This window comes from Rubritepida flocculans DSM 14296 (assembly GCF_000425365.1).
GTDB lineage: Bacteria > Pseudomonadota > Alphaproteobacteria > Acetobacterales > Acetobacteraceae > Roseococcus > Roseococcus flocculans.
The window spans coordinates 1-18,396 of record NZ_AUDH01000003.1; the positions used below are offsets into that span (position 1 = coordinate 1).

An 18,396-nucleotide genomic window follows, 5' to 3' on the forward strand; every position below is an offset into this window, starting at 1 on the left:
AAGAAGGACAGCTATCTCCGCGCCCAGTTCCACCATCTGCGACAGCGCCGCGGACCGAAAAAAGCCATCTGCGCCGTCGCCGCCTCCATCCTCACCGCCGTCTGGCACATGCTCCAAAACGGAACCTTCTGGCACGATCTCGGACCAAATCACTTCCACCAACGCTCGCCAGAACAGCAGGCACGTCACCTCGCCGCCCAAATCATAAAGCTCGGCTTCAAGTGCTCCCTCGAACCACAAGCCGAGGGAGTTTCTGTCTAGGAGGCAGGGGGACCGGCCGCCGGCACGAGCAGGCTCTCGCCCGGGCGGACCCGCGTGAAGGCGACATTGCGCCAGCCGAGCCGCAGCCCGCCGCCTTCGAGCCAGACCCGGGTATGGGCGAGGCCCTCGCGCTCGTCGCGCGTGTGGGGGAAATCCTCGCGCCAATGCGCGCCGCGGCTTTCCTCGCGCGCGGCGGCGGCCAGCACGATGGCGCGGCTGACGAGGATCAGGCTCTCGAGATTCAGCCATTCGGCCCAGGAGAGGTTGAAGCCGCGCGCGCCATCCGCGACACCGCAGCCGCGCAGCTCCGCCTCCAGCGCCTCGAGGCCGCGCGCCGCTTCGGCGAGCCCCGCGCCGTCGCGCAGGATGCCCGCCTTCTCCCACATGAGATCGGCCAGCGCCTCGCGCAGCGGCCCGAGCGGCTTCGCGGGGCGGGCGAAGGGCGCTTCGGCCGCCGCCACCGCCTCGGCCAGCGCCGCCTCGTCGGGCGGTGCGAGTTCGCTCTCGCGCGGGACGAAGCGCGCCATCGCCTCGCCCGCGAGGCCGCCGAACACGGTGGAGTTCGCCACGCCATTGCCGCCGAGCCGGTTGGCGCCGTGCACGCCGCCCGTGTCCTCGCCGGCGGCGAAGAGGCCGGGCAGGGCGGTCGCGCCATCGGGGCGGAACTCCACCCCGCCCATCATGTAGTGCGCGGTGGGCACCACGGGCACGCGGCCCGCCGCGAGGTCGAAGCCCATGTCGGCGCAGCGCTCGACCATGCCCTTGAACTGCCGGCGGACATTCTCGGGGCCGAGATGGCCCATCTCGATCCAGAGCCCGCCCGCGGCGTTCGCGCGGCCTGCGAGGATTTCGCGCTGCATGGAGCGGCTGACGATGTCGCGCGTCGCGCGCTCGCCGCGCGGGTCGTAGCCGTGCATGAAGCGCTCGCCCGCGCCGTTGAGCAGGTATCCGCCCGCGCCGCGCAGCCCTTCCTCGATGATGGTGCCCGTCATCCGCGTGCCGGGGCCGGCCAGCACGCCGGTGGGGTGGAACTGCACCATCTCCATGTCGCGCAGCGGCAGCCCCGCGCGCAGCGCCATCGCCATCCCGTCGCAGGACTTGTCGCCCGAGGGCGTGTGGTACCTGTACATCGTCGGCCCGCCGCCGGTGCCGAGCAGCACCGCCTTCGCCTGCACGAAGAGGAAGCCGCCACGCCGGATGTCGAGCAGCAGCACGCCCGAGAGGCGCGCGCCGTCCTTCGTGCGGATCAGCGCGAGCGCGCGGTGTTCCTCGAGCCTGTCGATGCCGCGCGCCCATGTCTGCTCGGCCAGGCGGTTGATGATCTCGATGCCCGTCAGGTCGCCCTTGTGGACGGTGCGGTCGAAGGTCTGGCCGGCGAAGGCCTTCTGGTGGATCGTGCCGTCCGGGTTGCGGTCGAAGAAGCAGCCCCAGCGGTTCTCGAGCTCGCGGATGCGGCGCTGCGCCACGGTGACGAGCGTCCAGGCGAGCTCCTGGTCGTTCAGCCACTTCCCGCCTTCCAGCGTGTCCATGAAGTGGCGCTCGGCGGAATCCTCGGCCGCGAGCGCGACGTTGTAGCCGCCCTGCACCATGCGCGTGCAGCCGGATTTGCCGAGCAGCCCCTTCACCGCGACGGTGACGGAGAGATCGGGGTTGGCGGATTTCGCGTGCAGCGCGGCGAGCAGCCCCGCGCCGCCCGAGCCGAGCACGAGGATGTCCGTCTTCGTGCGTGCGATGTCGGCGGTCATGCGAGGGGTTCCATCACGCCGCCCCCAGCTTCGCCAGCACCTCGGCGCGCCTGGCCGCCACGCGCTCCTGAACGCCGCGGTAGAGGCTGCCGCCGTGGCTGTCCATGCCCACGATCAGCGGGCCGAAATCCTTGATGGCGAAGCGCCAGAGGCTCTCGGGGTTGAGGTCGTCGAGGTCCACGTCCTCGATGGCGGTGATCCAGGTCGTCTCCAGCGCCGCCGCGCCGCCGATGACCGCGAGATAGGCGCCGCCCAGTTCCTGGAAGGCGCGCGCGCTCTCCTCGCGCAGGCCCCCCTTGCCGATGATGATGCGCACGCCCTCGCGCTCCATCAGCGGGCGGGTGAAGCGCTCCATGCGGTCGGAGGTGGTGGTGCCGATGCACACGGCCTCGTAGCCCGCCTGGTTGGACCCGGTTGGCGCGACCTTGCGCACGTTCGGCGCGGTGTGGATGACGGCGTGGCCGTTGAGGTCGAAGCGCGTGCGCCGGCCGCGGTCGAACATGTGGATCTGCGTCGCGTCGCGGATGCCGAAGAGCGTGTCCTGCAGCGTCACCGTGTCGCCCACACGCAGCGCGCGCACCTGGGCCTCGGTGATGGGCATGTGGAGGGTGTGGTGCGTCATGTCAGCCTCCTGCCCGCGGCGCGGAGGGTTGGCGTGGCGGCTGCGCGCCGCGGGCGTGGCGAAGCGCGATGGGCATGTGGAGGGTGTGGTGGGTCATGGCAGCCTCGTGCCCGCGGCGCGGAGGGTTGGCGTGGCGGCTGCGCGCCGCGGGCGTGGCGAAGCGCGATGGGCATGTGGAGGGTGTGGTGGGTCATGGCGCGGCCCTCAGAAGCCGATCTCCACGCCTTCCGGCGTGAAGGTGGCACTCGCCCGCCGGGCCGAGTGGCACTGGATGTTCACCGCCACCGGGTTCATGGTGATGTGCGTCGCCGCCACCTCCACATGCACGGCGAAGGCGGTGGAATCCCCCCCCAGCCCCTGCGGCCCGATGCCGAGGCTGTTCACCGCCTCGGAGAGTTCCTGCTCGAGCTTCGCGCCCTCCGGATCGGCGCAGAGGGTGCCGAGCGGGCGCGTCGCCGCCACCTTGGCGAGGTGCATGCACAGGTCGCTCGTGCCGCCGACGCCGACGCCCAGGATGGTGGGCGGGCACACCTTGCCGCCGGCCTGGATCGCCGCGTCCACCACGAAGCGCTTCACCCCGGCGAGGCCGTCGGCGGGAATGAGCATCCTGAGGAAGCTGCCGTTCTCGCTGCCCGATCCCTTGGGGATCATGACGAGGCGCAGGATGCGCGGCGTCTCGACGAAATCGATGTGGATCACGGGCACATGCGCCCCGCAGGAGCTGTGCGCGTTCACCCGCGTGATGGGATGGACCACGCTGCTGCGCAGCGGGTGCTCGCGCGTCGCGCGCTCGGTGCCGCGCGCGATGGCCTGCTTCAGCGCCCAGCCGTCGAGCTCCACCTCGCGGCCGATCTCGACGTTGAAGATGGGGATGCCCGTGTCCTGGCAGAGCAGGTTCTCGGTGCGCTCCGCCACCGCGATGTTCTCGATCATGGTGGCGAGGACGGATTTCGCGAGCCCGTCCGTCTCGGAGGCGTCCAGGCGGTGGAAGCCCGCCTTGATGTCGTCGGGCAGGATCTTCAGCGCGCGGATGTAGAGGAGCTTCGCGGCCTCCTCGATCGCATCGGGGCTGATGCGCAGCTTTTCGGGCGGGGGGATGACGGACATGGCGTTTCCTCACACCAGCAGGAACAGGCCGGAGACGAGCAGCAGGCCGAGCAGCAGCAGCCGGAACCCCTTGGCCGGCAGCGCCCGGCCGAGGCGCAGGCCGAGCCAGGCGCCGAGCAGCAGGGCCGGCACGGCGCTCGCCGTCAGCAGCAGCGCCTCGCGCGTGAACAGCCCCGCGAGCAGCAGCCCCGGAATGGTCAGCGCCTGCATGATGGCGATGAAGGGCTGCATCAGCGCGCGCGTCTCGCGCGGGGGCATGGCGGTGGCGTCCGCCCACATGCCGAGCAGCGCGCCCACATAGCCGCCGATGCCGCCCAGCACGCCGCAGGCGAAGCCCACCAGCGCATCGGCGCCCCGCCCGCCCGCGAAGGCGGCGGGGGCGAGGCCGAGCGCGATGCGCGCCAGCGTGTAGCCCGCATAAAGCACCAGGAGCGCGCCGACGAAGCCCACGATCCAGCGCGCCGGGCCGAGCGCGAGGAAGGCGAGGCCGAGCGGCAGCCCCGGCAGCGCCGCGCCGAGATAGAGGCCGAGCCGCGGCCAGGGGATCGCATCGCGCACCGCCCAGCTCCCGATGCCCTGCACGATCAGGCTGCCCGTGACGAGAATGGGCGCGACCAGGGCGGGCGACAGAAAGGGCAGCAGCACCGCCGCGCCCACCAGCACGAAGGCGAATCCCGCGACGCTCGCGCAGAGCGCCGCCAGCAGGCAGCCGGCCGAGACGAGGGCGGCCTCAGCCCACATGCAGCAGGAACAGCAGGCCCACGGCCAGCGCGAAGCCCGCGCCGATCGCCGCCATGTCCTTCTGGCGCGCGCGCCAGCCCAGGAACTCGAGCGCCATCACGCGCAGCCCCCCCGCGAGGTGCAGCGCGAGCAGCACGACGAGCCCCCATTCCGCGAGCTTGAACAGCCAGTGGTCCGTCCAGCGCAGGAAGCCCTCCAGCGCCGCCTCGCCCTGCAGCGCCTGACCGAGCGCCCAGAAATGCACGGGCAGGAACAGCGCGAGCGCGAGGCCCGAAAGCCGGTGCGCCAGGAAGGCGAGGTAGGTGGGGTGCCGCCGGTCAGCCATGGTAGAGCCCCCAGGCGGCGCGGATGCCGAACAGCGCGGTGAGCAGGCCGATGCCGAGCCAGGCGATGTCGAGCCCGCGCCCGCGCCAGCCCAGCCACTCGGCCGCGATGGCGCGCAGCCCGATGGCGGCGTGCAGCCCCGCCGCCAGGGCGAAGCCCGCGTAGAACAGCAGCCAGGCCTCGCTGCCCCGCGTGCGCGCCAGGATTTCCGCCGCCGAGAGCCCGCCCCGCACGGCGATGATGATGGTGACGAGATGCACCGCCACCGCAAGCGCCAGGAAGGCGGCGGTGACGCGCTGCGCGATCCAGAGATGCAACTGCCCCCTCATCCGCGCCGCCCCAGCAGCGCATCCCAGAACAGGCTGCGCTTCAGCCCCGCGATGGCCGAGGAGGGATCGAGCCCCTTCGGGCAGCGCTCGGTGCAGGATTGCGTCGAGTGGCAGGAGTGGCAGCCCGCATCGCCGCTGACCGCATCGAGGCGGGCGCGCCGCGCGCCGTCGCGCACGTCGTTCACCAGCGTCCAGGCGCGGTTGAGTGCGGCCGGGCCGAGATAATCGGGGTTCCAGCCCACCACGTCGCAGGAGGCGTAGCAGACGCCGCAGCCGATGCACTCGATCCCGGCATCCGCCTCGCGCCGCGGCTTCGAGCCGGGCGGGACCACGGCGAAATCCTCCGGAACCGCACCATCGGGCGCGTCCTTCGGCTGGAAGCTGCCCTTCGCCCGCGCCCATTTGTCGAAGAAGGGCGCCATGTCGGTCGCGAGGTCGCGGATCACGGGCAGATGGGGCAGGGGCCGCAGCGTCAGCGCCTCGCCCGGCTTCGCCACGCGCTTCACATGGGTGCGGCAGGTCCAGCGCGCGCGGCCGTTCACCTCCATGGCGCAGGAGCCGCACATGCCCACCCGGCAGGCGAAGCGGTAGGCGAGCGCGGGCTCCTGCTCGCGCTGGATTTCGCTGACCACGTCGAGCACCGTCTGGTTCTCGCGCGCCGGGACCTCGTAGGCGGAGAAGGCGCCGCCCGCGGCGTCCCCGCGCCAGATCCGCACCTTGAGCGTTTCCATCCCGCGATCCTGCCCCCGGCTTGAGTCTTATACAAGACCGGGCCAGTCTCGCGGCGAAAGGAAACGCCCATGCAGCACGAGATGAGAGGCGCCGACATCGTCTGGAACGCGCTTCGCAAGGGCGGCGTCAGCCGCGTCTTCAGCCTCTCCGGCAACCACATCATGGAGGTCTATGACGCCGCCTTCGGCAACGGCATCGGCATCGTCCATGTCCGGCACGAGGCGGCGGCGCTGCACATGGCCGAGGCCTGGGCGCGGCTGACGGGCGAGGTGGGTGTCGCGCTCGTCACCGGCGGGCAGGGGCACACCAACGCCTGCGCCGGCCTGCCCACCGCCATGGCGGGCGAGGCGCCGGTGCTTCTGCTCTCGGGCCATGCGCCGACCACCGAGCTCGGCATGGGCGCCTTCCAGGAGACGCCGCAGGTGGAGATGGCCGCGCCGCTCACCAAGGCCGCCTGGATGGCGCGGCGCGCGGAGGAGCTCGGCGCGGACATCGCGCGCGCCATGCGCCTCGCGCGCAGCGGCCGGCCTGGCCCCGTCCACGTCTCCCTGCCGACAGACGTGCTGGAAGCGAGGGCCGCCCCCGCCCTGCCGGAGGAGGCGGAGTTCCTCGCCCGGCCCATGCCGCTCTCGCCGGATTCCGCCGCCGCCGTGCTCGCCGCGATCCATGCGGCCGAGCGCCCGCTGCTGGTCTGCGGCTCTGCGCTGAACACGCCCGAGGGCGCGCGGGCGCGGGCGGCGCTGGCGCGGGGGTTGAACCTGCCCATCGCCATCATGGAAAGCCCGCGCGGGCTGAACGATCCGTCGCTCGGCGATCTCGCCTCGGCGCTGCGCCGCGCCGATCTCGTGGTGCTGCTCGGCAAGCCGCTCGACTTCACGCTGCGCTACGGGGCGGCGGCGCCGGAGGCGCGCTTCGTGGCGATCGAGCCCGATGGGCAGTGGATCGACCGCGCCGCCCGCGCGCTGGGGCCGCGCCTCGCGCTCGTCGCGCCCGCGGCACCCCTCGCGGCGGCCGAGGCGCTGGCCGCGCTCGCCACGCCGCACCGCAACGCGGAGTGGGGCGAATGGGCGCGCATGGCCATCCTGCATCGCCCGGAATCCTGGGCGGCCCTGCGCAACCGCCCCGGCGGGCCGCTGCACCCCGCCACGCTGGCCTATGCGCTGCAGGAGCATCTGGTGGGCGAGACCACGCTGCTGATGGATGGCGGCGAGGTGGGCCAGTGGATGCAGGCCATCCTCCAGGCCGATGAGCGCCTGACCAATGGCGTGGCGGGCGCGATCGGCGCGGTGCTGTGCTTCGCCGTCGCCGCGCGCGCGGCGCGGCCGCAGGGGCGGGTGCTCGCCTGCATGGGCGATGGCACCTTCGGCTTCCACATGGCCGAGCTGGACACGGCCGTGCGCCACAACCTCCCCTTCGTCTGCGTGGTGGGCAATGACGGGCGCTGGAACGCGGAATACCAGATCCAGCGCCGCGACTACGGCGAGGCGCGCGCGCATGGCTGCGATCTCGGCCGCGCCACGCGCTACGATCTCGTCGCCACCGCGCTCGGCGGGCATGGCGAGTTCGTGACCTGCTTCGAGGAGCTGCACCCCGCCCTGGAACGCGCCTTCGGCAGCGGCCGCCCCGCCGTGGTGAACGTGCTGATCGAGGGGCAGCCCGCGCCCAGCCTGCGCCGGGCATGAGCGCGCCCCCGCTCTACGCGCGCGTGGAGCGGGAGCTGCGCGCGCGCATCGCGGCGGGGGAATGGCCCCCCGGCGCGGCGCTGCCCACCGAGCCGGCGCTGGCGCGGCGCTTCGGCGTCTCGCAGGGCACGCTGCGGCGGGCGCTCGCGGCGCTGGAGGCGCAGCGCCTCATCGCCCGGCGCCAGGGCGCGGGCACCTATGTCGCGGAGGCGACGAGCGAGCGCGCCCTGTTCCACTTCTTCCGCGTGGAGGATGCGGCGGGCCGCCGGCCCGTGCCGCGCTCCATCGCCCACAGGCTGGATCTGCGCCCGGCGAGCGCGGAGGAGCGCGCCCTTCTCGCGCTGCGCCCGCGCGCGCGGGTGGTGGCGCTGGAGCGGCTGCGCCTGGTGGAGGGGCGGCCGGCCATGCTCGAATCCATCGCGCTGCCTGCCGCGCGCTTCCGCGGCTTCGCCCTGCCGCTCCATGTGGAGCTGGAGGACGAGCTCTACGTCCACTACCAGCGCCACCATGGCGTGACCGTGCTGCGCGTCGAGGAACGCCTGACGGCCGAGCCCGCGCCCGCCGAGGCCGCGCGGCGGCTGGGCTGCGCGCGCGGCGCGCCGCTGCTCGCCATCCGCCGCCTCGCCCATGACGCGCTGGACCGGCCGGTGGAGCTGCGCCGCGCCCTGCTGCTGACGCGCGGCCTCGCCTACGGGGTGGAGCTGCGCTGAGCGGCGGCGAGATAGGCGAGGCGCTTCATCTCCCGCCGGCTGTGCGTCACCGCGTTCAGGATCAGCCCCACCGAGAGCGAGAGGAAGGAGGCGATCATCAGCGCCGAGGCGAGGATGGCCGTGGGGAAGCGCGGCACCAGGCCGGTGGCGAGGAACTCCGTCACCACCGGCACGCCGAAGCCGAGCGAGAGCAGGAAGAGCAGCGCCGAGACGGCGCCGAAGAACTCCAGCGGCCGCTCCCGCTGCACCAGGATGCCGATGAGGGTGAGGATCAGGAAACCGTCCCGCCAGGTGGCGAGCTTGCTCGTCGAGCCCTCGGGCCGCTCGCCATAGGGCGCGCTGATCTCCGAGACGGGCAGGCGCAGCTCCAGCGCATGGATCATCAGCTCCGTCTCGATCTCGAAGCCCTGGCTCATCGCCGGGAAGCTCTTCACGAAGCGGCGCGAGAAGATCTTGTAGCCCGAGAGCATGTCGGTGGTGCGGCTGCCGAAGATGGCGCCGACGAGCCCCGTGAGCACGCGGTTGCCGAAGCGGTGCCCGGCCCGGTAGGCCTTCTCGCCCGCCTGCACCCGCGCGACGTTCACCATGTCGAAGGGGCCGGATTGCGCATGCGCCACGAGGCGCGGCGCGGCCGAGGCGTCGTAGGTCGCATCCCCGTCCACCATGATGTACCAGTCGGCCTCGATGTCGGCGAACATGCGCCGCACCACGCTGCCCTTGCCGGGCTGGCTCTCGAAGCGCACCACCGCGCCGGCCTCGCGCGCCGCATCGGCCGTGCCGTCGGTGCTGTTGTTGTCGTAGACGTGGATCGTCGCCTCCGGCAGCGCGGCGCGGAACCCCTCGACCACGGCGCGGATGGTCAGCGCCTCGTTGTGGCAGGGGACGAGGACGGCGATGCGGGGCGTGCTCATGGGCGGCGAGTAGCGCAAAGCCCCGTGGCGCGGTAGCGGCGCGGGCGTGGCGCGGCGGTGGCGCGCGCCCGTCTCCCCGTTCAGGCCAGCAGCGCCTCCGCCTCGCGCCAGATGCGCGCGAGCAGCTCGCCCGCCGGCTCGGCCCGCGCCAGCGCGGCGCCCTGCCCGGCCCAGAGCTGCATGCGCGTCCAGTCGCCCTCCGCCTGGGCGGCGGCGCGCATGGGTGCGGTCAGCGCGCGCTGGATGGGGTAGGGGGCGGGCGGGGTGGCCTCGAATGCGCGGGTGGCGGCGTTGGCGATGCCGCGCCCCAGCCGGCCGGAGAAGGCGCGCGTCAGCACCGTGTCCTCGGGCCGGGTGCGGGGCAGGGCCTCGGCCCAGGCGGCGGGCAGCGCCGTCTCGGGGCAGCGCAGGAAGGCGGTGCCGAGCTGCGCCGCGCTCGCCCCCAGCGCCAGCGCCGCCGCCACGCCCCGCCCGTCCATGATGCCGCCGGTGGCGATGACCGGCACGCGCAGCGCATCGGCGAAGCGCGGCAGCAGGGCGAAGAGGCCGGTGAGCTGGCGCTCGGCCGCCGCGGCGTCGAAGCTGCCGCGATGCCCGCCGGCCTCCGCCCCCTGCGCCACGATGGCGTCCGCGCCCGCGGCCTCGGCGGCCAGCGCCTCCTCGAGCGTGGTGGCGTTGGCGATCCAGCGGATGCCGCGCGCCTTCAGCGCCGCGGCGAACTCGGGCGGCCAGAGCCCCATGATGGTGGAGACGACGGGCGGCGCGGCGGCGAGAAGCGCCGCGCACTGGGCGGCGAAATCCTGGGTGAAGGGGCCCTCGCCGGGCTCGGGCGGCGGGGGGCCGAGGCGGGCGAGCGCCGCGCGCGCCGCGGCCTCGCGCGCCGGATCGCGCGGCGGCGGCGGGTCCGGGATCCAGAGATTGATCTGCACCGCGCCGTTGGAGGCCGCGCGCACCGCGCCCATCCAGGCCGCGATCTCGGCCGGGCCCATCAGCAGCGCGCCGCAGCCGCCGAGCCCCCCGGCATTGGCCACGGCGGCCGCCAGCGCCGGCGGGCAGGCCCCGGCCATGGGCGCCTGGAGCAGGGGGAGGCGAAGGCCGAAGGCCTCGCAAAATCGGCGGGCACGGTCGCGCGGGGTGGCCATGGGGCGAGGGTTCCGCGCTTCGGCCGCCCTGTCCATGGCCGCCCCCTCCATGGCCCCCCCTTCATGGCCTCCTGGGGCAGCCTCTGATGGACGCCCCGCCGCGGCGGCGTTAGCAAGGCGGAGAGCCCCGCCAGAGGAATCCGCTCCCCCATGGCCCCCGACAGCCTTCCGCCCCCGCGCGTCCGCAAGCTCTTCGGCACCGACGGCATCCGCGGCGTGGCCAACCGCGCGCCGATGGACGCGGGCACGGCGCTCAGGCTCGGCCAGGCGGCGGGGCGCTATTTCAACCGCGGCGCGCACCGCCACCGGGTGGTGATCGGCAAGGACACGCGCCTCTCGGGCTACATGCTCGAGCCGGCGCTGACGGCGGGCTTCATCGGCGCGGGGATGGACGTGGTGCTGGTCGGCCCGCTGCCCACCCCGGCCATCGCGCTGCTGACGCGCTCGCTGCGGGCGGATCTCGGCGTGATGATCAGCGCCTCGCACAACCCGCACGAGGACAACGGCATCAAGCTCTTCGGCCCCGACGGGCTCAAGCTCTCCGACGAGCAGGAGGCCGAGATCGAGGCGCTGATGGCGGGCGATCTCTCCTCCGCCCTCGTGCCCCCCGCCCGGCTCGGCCGCGCCTCGCGCATGGAGGACGCGCCGGGCCGCTACATCGAGGCCGCGAAGGCGAGCTTCCCGCGCGGGCTCACCCTCGAGGGGCTGCGCGTGGTGGTGGATTGCGCGCATGGCGCGGCCTACAAGGTCGCCCCCACCGTGCTGTGGGAGCTGGGGGCGGAGGTGGTGAGCCTCGGCGTGCAGCCGGACGGCTTCAACATCAACCGCGGCGTGGGCTCCACCTCCCCGCAGCAGCTCGCCGAGCTGGTGCGCGAGCGGCGGGCCGATCTCGGCATCGCGCTCGATGGCGACGCGGACCGGCTGGTGCTTGTGGACGAGACGGGCAGCGTGGTGGACGGCGACCAGATCCTGGCGCTCATCGCCGATTCCTGGGCGCGCGAGGGGCGGCTGCGCGGCGGCGCGGTGGTCGCCACCGTGATGAGCAACATGGGGCTCGAGCGCTTCCTCAAGGCCCGCGGGCTCGCGCTGCACCGCACCCCGGTGGGCGACCGCTACGTGGGCGAGCGCATGCGCGAGATCGGTGCGAACCTGGGCGGCGAGCAGTCGGGCCACATGATCATGAGCGATTTCGGCACCACCGGGGATGGGCTCGTGGCCGCGCTGCAGGTGCTGGCCGTGCTGGTGGAGGAGCGCCGCCCCGCCAGCGAGGCCTGCCGCCGCTTCGCACCCCTGCCGCAGCAGCTCGTCAACATCCGCTACGCCGGGGCCTCGCCACTGAAGGATGCGGGCGTGCAGGCGCTGATCGCCCGGGAGACGGCGGCGCTGGGCGAGGCGGGGCGCGTGCTCATCCGCGCCTCGGGCACGGAGCCGGTGATCCGCGTGATGGTCGAGGCGGAGGACCAGGCGCGGCTGGATGCGGCGCTCGATCGGCTCTGCGGCGCCATCCGCGCCTGTGCCGCCGGCGATGGGGCGGCGGGCGAAGGAGGCGCGGCATGAAGGGGCGCGTGCTGATCTGCGCCGGCTCGGATTCGGGCGGCGGCGCGGGCATCCAGGCGGACATCAAGGCGGTCACCGCGCTGGGCGGCTTCGCCATGACGGCCATCACGGCGCTGACGGCGCAGAACACGCTGGGCGTGCAGGGGGTTCTGGGCGTGGCGCCCGGCTTCATCCGCGCCCAGATCGCAAGCGTGCTGGACGATCTCGGCGCGGACGCGATCAAGACCGGCATGCTGCACGACAGCCCGACCATCGAGGCCGTCTGCGAGGAGATCGCCGCCCGCGCCCCCGGCGTGCCCCTGGTGGCGGACCCGGTGATGGTCGCCAAGGGCGGGCACCGGCTGCTCGCCGCCGATGCGGTGGAGACGCTGAAGCGCCGCCTCATGCCGCTCGCGGCGCTGCTCACGCCCAACATCCCCGAGGCGGAGGTGCTGGCGGGCATGGACATCCGCACCGAGGCGGAGATGCACCACGCGGCCGAGGCGTTGCTCACCCTCGGCGTGCCGGCGGTGCTGCTCAAGGGCGGGCATCTGCCGGGCGAGCGCGTGGTCGATCTGCTGGCCACCCCCGAGGGCACCACCCGCTTCGAGGATGCGCGAATCGAGACGCGCCACACCCATGGCACGGGCTGCACCCTCGCCTCCGCCATCGCCACGGGGCTCGCCCAGGGCATGGCGCTGGCCGAGGCGGTGGTGCGGGCGCGCGGCTATGTGCGCGCGGCCATGCTCGCCGCGCCCGGATACGGGGCGGGGCATGGGCCGCTGAACCACGCCGTGACCATGGACCCCGGGCGGATTTGACCGCCGAATCCCCGCCGAGCAGGACGCCGCAGCATGGAGACCCCTCGCACCCCCGTTCCCGCCACGCCCGAGGCCATCGCGCCCTTCGGCACGCTGATCGAGCCGAGCGAGGACGGCACGCCCTTCGGCCCGGCCGATGCGGCGCTGGACCTCTCGGGCGGCACGCCGCGCCTCTACATCATGCGGCTGCCCGGGCGGGCGCTTCGGGTCGCCGCCATCACCCGGCATCGGCGCGTCACGCAATGCCTCGCCAGCGCCACGGGGCGGGACTGGTTCATCGGCCTCGCCGCGCCGGAGGCCACCCCCTCGGCCGAGACCATCACCGTCTTCCGCATCCCCGGCGGGCGGGCGCTGGCGCTGCGCAAGGGCTGCTGGCACGCCGGCCCCTTCTTCGAGGGCGAGGAGGCGGATTTCCTCAACCTCGAACTCTCCGACACGAACGAGACGGACCACGACACGGTGCGCCTGGCCGCGCCGATCCTGTTCGCGCCCTGAAAGGCGCCGATCGCGCTCAGCGGCGCGGATCGAAGCCGAGGAAGCCGATGGCGGGGATGGGCTGCCCCCCGTCGGTGCTGACGGGCAGCATCCGCACCGGCTCGGGGCGCGGGGCGCGCTCGGGGCGGGCGGGCGGCTCGGGGCGTTCGCGCACGGGGCGCGCGGGGCGGCGCTCGTCGAAACCGGGCGGCGGGCCCTGGCTCGCCATGCCCGCGCCCCCGCGCACCGAGAGCAGGTAGAAGGTGATCTCAGGCCGCCCCTGGTCCACCGCCGCGTCGAGCGGGGTGAGACCGAGCGCGTTGCGCGCGCGCAAATCCGCGCCGCGATTCACCGCGTCGCGCACCGTCTCGAGATCGCCGCGCGCGATGCCGTCGAAGAGCGCGTCATTGGGGTTCATCGCGGCCGTGGAGCCCTGTGCCGGCACGGGCTGCACATTGCGCCGCTGCAGCAGCCCGGGCAGGGCGGGCGGCGGGGGGCGCTGGGCCGAGGCGGCGGGCGCGCCGCCGCCGCCGCCCATGCCGAACTGCGCCTGGGCCAGCCCGGGAAGCGCGGCGAGCAGCCCGGCGAGGGCGAGGCGGGTGGTGAGAGCACGCATGGCGGGTTTCTCCCATGTCCGGCCCTCGCGGGGCAAGGGCGCGCGCCTCACGACGCCCCCGGCGCGGGGCGGAAGATGAGCTGCCGCGAGAGGAAGAAGTTGAGGAACATCCCCGCCACCGAGCCCGCCGCCACGCTGAGCACGAGGTGGCGCGCGCCGATCTCCGTCCAGGCCACCAGCCCGGCGTAGGTGCCGTAGTTCGCGGCGAAGCCGACGAGGTTCAGCACGAGGTAGGCGCCCCATTGCCGCGCCAGCGGCGCGCCGCCCGGCCGGTCGCGGAAGGTCCAGGCGCGGTTGAGCGCGAAGACGGCGCTGGCGGCCACCACATAGGAGATGGCCCGCCCGCCATAGGGCCCGGCCCCCAGCGCGACGGCGAGCAGCAGCGTGCCCGCATCCACCAGGAACCCCAGCGTGCCCACCACGCCGAAGCGCAGGAACTGGACGATCAGCGCCTTCATGGCGCGGGCTTCTGGGCGGCGGGCATGGCGCAATTGCGGCGGCGGATTATCCTTGGCGCCCAGGCTGCAGGAGGGCAGGGCGTGATCGGAGTGCTGGGGCTGGGCCGCATGGGCGGGGCGATGGCCGCGCGACTCGCGGGGCTGGGCGAGGCGGTGCAAGGCTGGGACGCCGACCCCGCCTGCCGCGCCCGGGCCGAGGCCGCCGGGGTGCGGCTGGCCGAACCGCCCGCCGCGCCCCTCGTGCTGCTCTCGCTGCCGCAGGAGGCGGCGGTGGCCGCCGTGCTGCCCGGGCTGCTCGCCGCCATGCCGAAGGGCGGCGTGATCGCCGACACCTCCACCCTCGCCCCCGAGGCCGCGCGGCGCTTCGCGGCCGAGGCGGGGCGCGCCGGGGTGGCCTATCTGGACGCGCCCGTCTCCGGCGGCCCCGCGGGCGCGGCCGCCGGGACCATGGCGATCATGGTGGGCGGCGAGGCCGAGGCCCTCGCCCGCGCAAGGCCGGTGCTGGAGCGCCTGGCCGCGCGCATCGTCCATGTCGGCGGGCCCGGCGCGGGGCAGGTGGCGAAGCTCGCCAACAACCTGCTGGTGGCGACGCATCTGATGGCCGCGGCCGAGGCGCTGCGCATGGCGGACGCGGCCGGGGTGCCGCCCGCCGCGCTGCTGCCGGTGATCAACGCCGCCTCCGGCCGCTCCGCCGCCACGGAGGTGAACTGGCCGCGCTGGATCGAGGGCGGGGCCTTCGACAGCGGCTTCGCGGCGGGGCTGATGCGCAAGGATGTGCGGCTCGCCCTGGGTCTCGCCGAGTCGGTGGGCGCGCCGCTTGCGGTCTGCGCCGCCGCCGCGCGGCTGTGGGAGGAGGCCCCCGTGCCGGACGAGGCCGAGTTCAACCGCGCCCCCCACGCGCTTTTCGCGGAGCGCGCCCATGGCTGAGCCCTCCCGCGCCGCCGCCGCGCTCGCCGAGCACATCGCCGCCTGGTTCGCCCCCGCCCTGCCCGGGGCGGTGATCGCGGGCAGGCCCCATCCGGGGGCGGGAGAGGCGCTGGCGCTGACCGATCCGGTGACCGGCGCGCCGCTGCTCGCCTACGCCCAGGCCGGCGCGGCGCTGGCCGCAGAGGCCGCGCGCGCCGCCGCGGCGTCGCAGCCCGGCTGGACCGCCCTGCCGGGGGCGGAGCGCGGGCGGCGGCTCTGGGCGCTGGGGGCGGCGATCCGCGCCGAGGCGGAGGCGCTGGCGCGCGCCGAATGCGCCAACACCGGCAAGCCCATTCGCGACTGCCGCGCCGAGGTCGCCCGCGTGGCCGAGATGGCCGAGTACTACGCCGGCTGGGCCGACAAGATCGAAGGCCGCGTGATCGGCGTGCCCTCGGGCCATGTCGTGACCGTGCGGCCGGAGCCCTATGGCGTGGTGCTCGCCATCACACCCTGGAACGCGCCGCTCTTCACCGCGGGCTGGAACGCCTTCCCCGCCCTGGCCGCGGGCAATGCGGTGGTGCTGAAACCCTCCGAGCTCACGCCCGTCACCTCGCTCAGGCTCGCGCAGCTCGCCCATGCGCTGGCCATCCCGCTCGCCGTGGTGGCGGGCGGCGCGGCGGAGGCCGAGGCGCTGATCGCCGCGCCCGAGGTGGCGAAGCTCTGCTTCGTGGGCGGCCCGGCCACGGGGGCGCGGGTGGCCGCGCTCTGCGCGGCGCGCACCCTGCCGCATGTGCTCGAGCTCGGCGGGAAGAGCGCGAACATCGTCTTCGCCGACGCCGATCTCGACGCCGCCGTGCAGGGCGCGCAGCAGGCGATCTTCGCGGGGGCGGGGCAGTCCTGCGTGGCGGGCTCGCGGCTGCTGCTGGAGGCGCCGGTGGCGGAGGGCTTCCTCGATTCCCTCGCGCGCGCCATGGCCCGCATCCGCATGGGCGACCCGCTGGACGAGACGACGGAGATGGGCCCCATCGCCCATCCCCGCCAGCATGCGCATGTGCGCGCGATGATCGAGGCCGCGCGGGCCGAGGGCGCGCGGGTGCGCGCGGCGCCGACGGGCCTCGGCGCCTGCTTCGTTCCGCCCACGGTGCTGGAGGGGCTCGGCCCCGCCGCGCGCGCCGTGCAGGAGGAGATCTTCGGCCCCGTGGTCGCGGCGCAGCGCTTCGCGACGGAGGCGGAGGCGCTCGCGCTCGCCAACGGCACGCGCTTTGGTCTGGCGGGCGCGGTCTGGACGCGCGATGTGGGCCGCGCGCACCGCATCGCGGCGGGGCTGCGCGCGGGCACGGTCTGGGTGAACGGCTATCGCACCATCCATGTCAGCGTGCCCTTCGGCGGTTTCGGCGCCTCGGGCCATGGGCGCTCCTCGGGGGCGGAGGCGCTCGCGGAATACGTGCAGAGCAAGGCCGTCTGGATCGAACCGCGCGAATCCCCCGCGCTCGGCTTCGGCCATCGCCCCTGAGCGGCGGGTGCTGATCGCTGGAGAGGGCGCGCGCGGGCGCTGGACAGGGGGCGCGCGGGCGGTTCTGATGCGCGCCACGAGAAGCGCGGCGCCGCCGCACGCGGCGCGCATCGAGGGAGACGAGACGAATGAGCAAGAGCCCGCGCATCACGCGCCGTGACCTTTTCCTCGCCGCGGGGGCGGGGGCGCTCGCCGCGCCGGGGCTGGCCGAGGCGCAGGCCGCGCGCGTGCTGCGCTACGTGCCGCACGCGAATCTGCCGAACATCGACCCCTTCACGAACACCGCCTTCGTGGCGCGTGACCACGCGATGCTGGTGTTCGACCAGCTCTACGGCATGGACGAGAACTTCGTCCCCCGCCCGCAGATGGTGCAGGGCCATGTGGTGGAGAATGACGGGCTGCTCTGGCGCTTCACCCTGCGCGAGGGGCTTCGCTTCCACGACGGCGCGCCGGTGCGCGGGCGCGACTGCGTCGCCTCCATCCGCCGCTGGGGCCGGCGCGACGCCTTCGGCCAGGTGCTGATGGCGCGCGTGGCCGAGATGACGGAGGAGAGCGACCGCGTCTTCTCCATCCGCCTCAACCAGCCCTTCCCGAAGATGCTGCAGTGCTTCGCGAAGGTGACGACGAGCTGCCTCTTCGTCATGCCCGAGCGGCTGGCGAACGTGGACCCCTTCCAGAACATCACCGAGGCGGTGGGCAGCGGCCCCTACCGCTTCGTGCAGAATGAATGGGTGCCGGGCTCGCGCCTCGCCTATGTGCGGAACCCGGACTACGTGCCGCGGCAGGAGGCGCCCTCCATGACGGCGGGCGGCAAGGTGGCGCATTTCGACCGCATCGAGTGGCTGATCATGCCGGACCCGGCCACCGCCTCGGCCGCGCTGCAGTCGGGCGAGATCGACTGGTGGGAGCAGCCGACGGCCGATCTCTTCCCGCTCTTCCTGCGCGGGGCGAATGCGCGCAACATCCGCGTGGACATCATCAACAACACGGGGCTGATCGGCATCTTCCGCCCCAACCACGTCACCGCCCCCTTCAACAACCCCGCGGTGCGCCGCGCGGTGCTGACCGCCATCAACCAGATGGACTTCATGACGGCGGTGATCGGCACCTCCGGCGTCGAGGGCCGGGCCGACCTGCGGCGCGAGGGGATCGGCTATTTCGCCCCCGAAAGCCCCTCGGCCTCGGATGTCGGGATGGAGCGGCTGCGCAAGAACCTCGACGCGGCGCGGGCGGAGCTGCAGGCGGCGGGCGCGATGGGCGCGCGGCTCGTTCTGCTCAACGCCACCGACCTCAGCTCCATCAACGCGGCCACGCTGGTGGGGGCGGACCTCTTCCGCCGGATGGGCTTCAACGTGGAGCTGGTCTCCACCGACTGGGGCACGCTGGTGGCCCGCCGCGCGAGCCGCAACCCGCTGGAGCAGGGCGGCTGGTCGGGCTTCTTCACCTTCTGGTCCGGCGTGGACCACTGGGATCCTTCGAGCCACGCCTCCATCCGCGGCCATGGCGAGAGCGCCTGGCCCGGCTGGCCGACCATCCCGGCCATCGAGGCGCAGCGCGACGCCTGGTTCAACGCGCCCAACGAGGCCGCGGAACGCGCCGCGACGCGCGAGATGCAGCGCATCGCCTTCGAGGAGGTGCCCTATGTACCGACGGGCATGTACTACCAGCCCACCGCCTATCGGCGGAACCTCACCGGCATCCTGAAGGGCCAGCCGCCGCTCTTCTGGAACGTCCGGCGCGGTTGAGGCTTGTGTTGCCTGCCCCGG

General features: G+C 74.1%; 19 protein-coding genes and 1 pseudogene. 9 read left to right on the plus strand and 11 right to left on the minus strand.

From position 1 onward, the window contains the following. Positions 1 to 261, plus strand: a pseudogene (locus H596_RS24965) (IS110 family transposase); the annotation flags it as partial. Here the strand turns inward: H596_RS24965 and H596_RS0104095 are convergent. From H596_RS0104095 to H596_RS0104125, 7 genes are all read right to left on the minus strand, one after another. Next, positions 258 to 2,006, minus strand: coding sequence for an L-aspartate oxidase (locus H596_RS0104095; protein ID WP_027283817.1), 1,749 nt, complete (start codon positions 2,004 to 2,006; stop codon positions 258 to 260). The pseudogene H596_RS24965 and the gene H596_RS0104095 overlap by 4 nt on opposite strands. Positions 2,007 to 2,019: 13 nt before the next feature. Next, the gene (locus H596_RS0104100) at positions 2,020 to 2,628 is read right to left on the minus strand and encodes a fumarate hydratase C-terminal domain-containing protein (RefSeq protein ID WP_027283818.1); all 609 of its coding nucleotides are present in this window, start codon (positions 2,626 to 2,628) and stop codon (positions 2,020 to 2,022) included. Between the two features lie 204 nt (positions 2,629 to 2,832). Next, positions 2,833 to 3,735: a fumarate hydratase gene (locus tag H596_RS0104105; RefSeq protein WP_156910030.1), complete on the minus strand. Its 903-nt coding sequence runs from the start codon at positions 3,733 to 3,735 to the stop codon at positions 2,833 to 2,835. 9 nt (positions 3,736 to 3,744) lie between these two features. Next, positions 3,745 to 4,476, minus strand: a complete 732-nt coding sequence (locus tag H596_RS22725) for a sulfite exporter TauE/SafE family protein (RefSeq protein WP_051212365.1) — start codon at positions 4,474 to 4,476, stop codon at positions 3,745 to 3,747. After that, entirely contained in the window at positions 4,466 to 4,801 is a 336-nt protein-coding gene (gene sdhC / locus H596_RS0104115; protein ID WP_027283820.1) for a succinate dehydrogenase, cytochrome b556 subunit, read from the minus strand. The genes H596_RS22725 and sdhC overlap by 11 nt, the downstream gene beginning before the upstream one ends. Next, entirely contained in the window at positions 4,794 to 5,117 is a 324-nt protein-coding gene (locus tag H596_RS0104120; protein ID WP_027283821.1) for a succinate dehydrogenase, read from the minus strand. Before H596_RS0104120 ends, sdhC begins: the two co-directional genes overlap by 8 nt. An 8-nt stretch (positions 5,118 to 5,125) precedes the next feature. Beyond that, positions 5,126 to 5,860, minus strand: a complete 735-nt coding sequence (locus H596_RS0104125) for a succinate dehydrogenase/fumarate reductase iron-sulfur subunit (protein ID WP_027283822.1) — start codon at positions 5,858 to 5,860, stop codon at positions 5,126 to 5,128. 69 nt (positions 5,861 to 5,929) lie between these two features. Between H596_RS0104125 and H596_RS0104130 the strand changes: the two genes are divergently transcribed. Both H596_RS0104130 and H596_RS0104135 read left to right on the plus strand, forming a co-directional pair. Beyond that, positions 5,930 to 7,543, plus strand: coding sequence for a thiamine pyrophosphate-binding protein (locus H596_RS0104130; protein ID WP_027283823.1), 1,614 nt, complete (start codon positions 5,930 to 5,932; stop codon positions 7,541 to 7,543). Beyond that, a complete protein-coding gene (locus H596_RS0104135; RefSeq protein ID WP_027283824.1) occupies positions 7,540 to 8,253 on the plus strand; it encodes a GntR family transcriptional regulator in 714 nt (237 codons plus the stop codon). The genes H596_RS0104130 and H596_RS0104135 overlap by 4 nt, the downstream gene beginning before the upstream one ends. Here the strand turns inward: H596_RS0104135 and H596_RS0104140 are convergent. Next, the gene (locus H596_RS0104140) at positions 8,232 to 9,164 is read right to left on the minus strand and encodes a glycosyltransferase family 2 protein (RefSeq protein WP_037300002.1); all 933 of its coding nucleotides are present in this window, start codon (positions 9,162 to 9,164) and stop codon (positions 8,232 to 8,234) included. The genes H596_RS0104135 and H596_RS0104140 overlap by 22 nt on opposite strands. 80 nt (positions 9,165 to 9,244) lie before the next feature. Then, positions 9,245 to 10,306, minus strand: coding sequence for an NAD(P)H-dependent flavin oxidoreductase (locus tag H596_RS0104145; RefSeq protein ID WP_027283826.1), 1,062 nt, complete (start codon positions 10,304 to 10,306; stop codon positions 9,245 to 9,247). A gap of 150 nt (positions 10,307 to 10,456) precedes the next feature. Between H596_RS0104145 and glmM the strand changes: the two genes are divergently transcribed. From glmM to H596_RS20010, 3 genes are read left to right on the plus strand one after another with little or no spacing between them, the layout of a single operon-like run. Further along, on the plus strand, positions 10,457 to 11,863 hold the full coding sequence (gene glmM / locus H596_RS0104150) for a phosphoglucosamine mutase (RefSeq protein ID WP_027283827.1): 1,407 nt from the start codon (positions 10,457 to 10,459) through the stop codon (positions 11,861 to 11,863). Beyond that, positions 11,860 to 12,663, plus strand: a complete 804-nt coding sequence (thiD, locus tag H596_RS0104155) for a bifunctional hydroxymethylpyrimidine kinase/phosphomethylpyrimidine kinase (protein ID WP_027283828.1) — start codon at positions 11,860 to 11,862, stop codon at positions 12,661 to 12,663. The genes glmM and thiD overlap by 4 nt, the downstream gene beginning before the upstream one ends. 33 nt (positions 12,664 to 12,696) lie before the next feature. Then, a complete protein-coding gene (locus tag H596_RS20010; protein WP_037300004.1) occupies positions 12,697 to 13,158 on the plus strand; it encodes an ureidoglycolate lyase in 462 nt (153 codons plus the stop codon). A gap of 16 nt (positions 13,159 to 13,174) precedes the next feature. Here H596_RS20010 and H596_RS22730 read toward each other — a convergent pair whose 3' ends face one another. Further along, positions 13,175 to 13,753: an ankyrin repeat domain-containing protein gene (locus tag H596_RS22730; protein ID WP_051212368.1), complete on the minus strand. Its 579-nt coding sequence runs from the start codon at positions 13,751 to 13,753 to the stop codon at positions 13,175 to 13,177. A 47-nt stretch (positions 13,754 to 13,800) separates the two neighbouring features. Further along, positions 13,801 to 14,211: a GtrA family protein gene (locus H596_RS0104170; protein WP_037300005.1), complete on the minus strand. Its 411-nt coding sequence runs from the start codon at positions 14,209 to 14,211 to the stop codon at positions 13,801 to 13,803. An 81-nt stretch (positions 14,212 to 14,292) separates the two neighbouring features. Here H596_RS0104170 and H596_RS20020 point away from each other — a divergent pair, with 81 nt between their 5' ends. From H596_RS20020 to H596_RS0104185, 3 genes are all read left to right on the plus strand, one after another. After that, complete coding sequence (locus H596_RS20020) at positions 14,293 to 15,138, plus strand: NAD(P)-dependent oxidoreductase (RefSeq protein ID WP_037300007.1); 846 nt, start codon at positions 14,293 to 14,295, stop codon at positions 15,136 to 15,138. After that, positions 15,131 to 16,630, plus strand: coding sequence for an aldehyde dehydrogenase family protein (locus H596_RS0104180; RefSeq protein WP_027283830.1), 1,500 nt, complete (start codon positions 15,131 to 15,133; stop codon positions 16,628 to 16,630). Before H596_RS20020 ends, H596_RS0104180 begins: the two co-directional genes overlap by 8 nt. Before the next feature lie 146 nt (positions 16,631 to 16,776). Beyond that, entirely contained in the window at positions 16,777 to 18,375 is a 1,599-nt protein-coding gene (locus H596_RS0104185; protein WP_027283831.1) for an ABC transporter substrate-binding protein, read from the plus strand. The last annotated feature ends 21 nt before the right edge of the window (positions 18,376 to 18,396 follow it).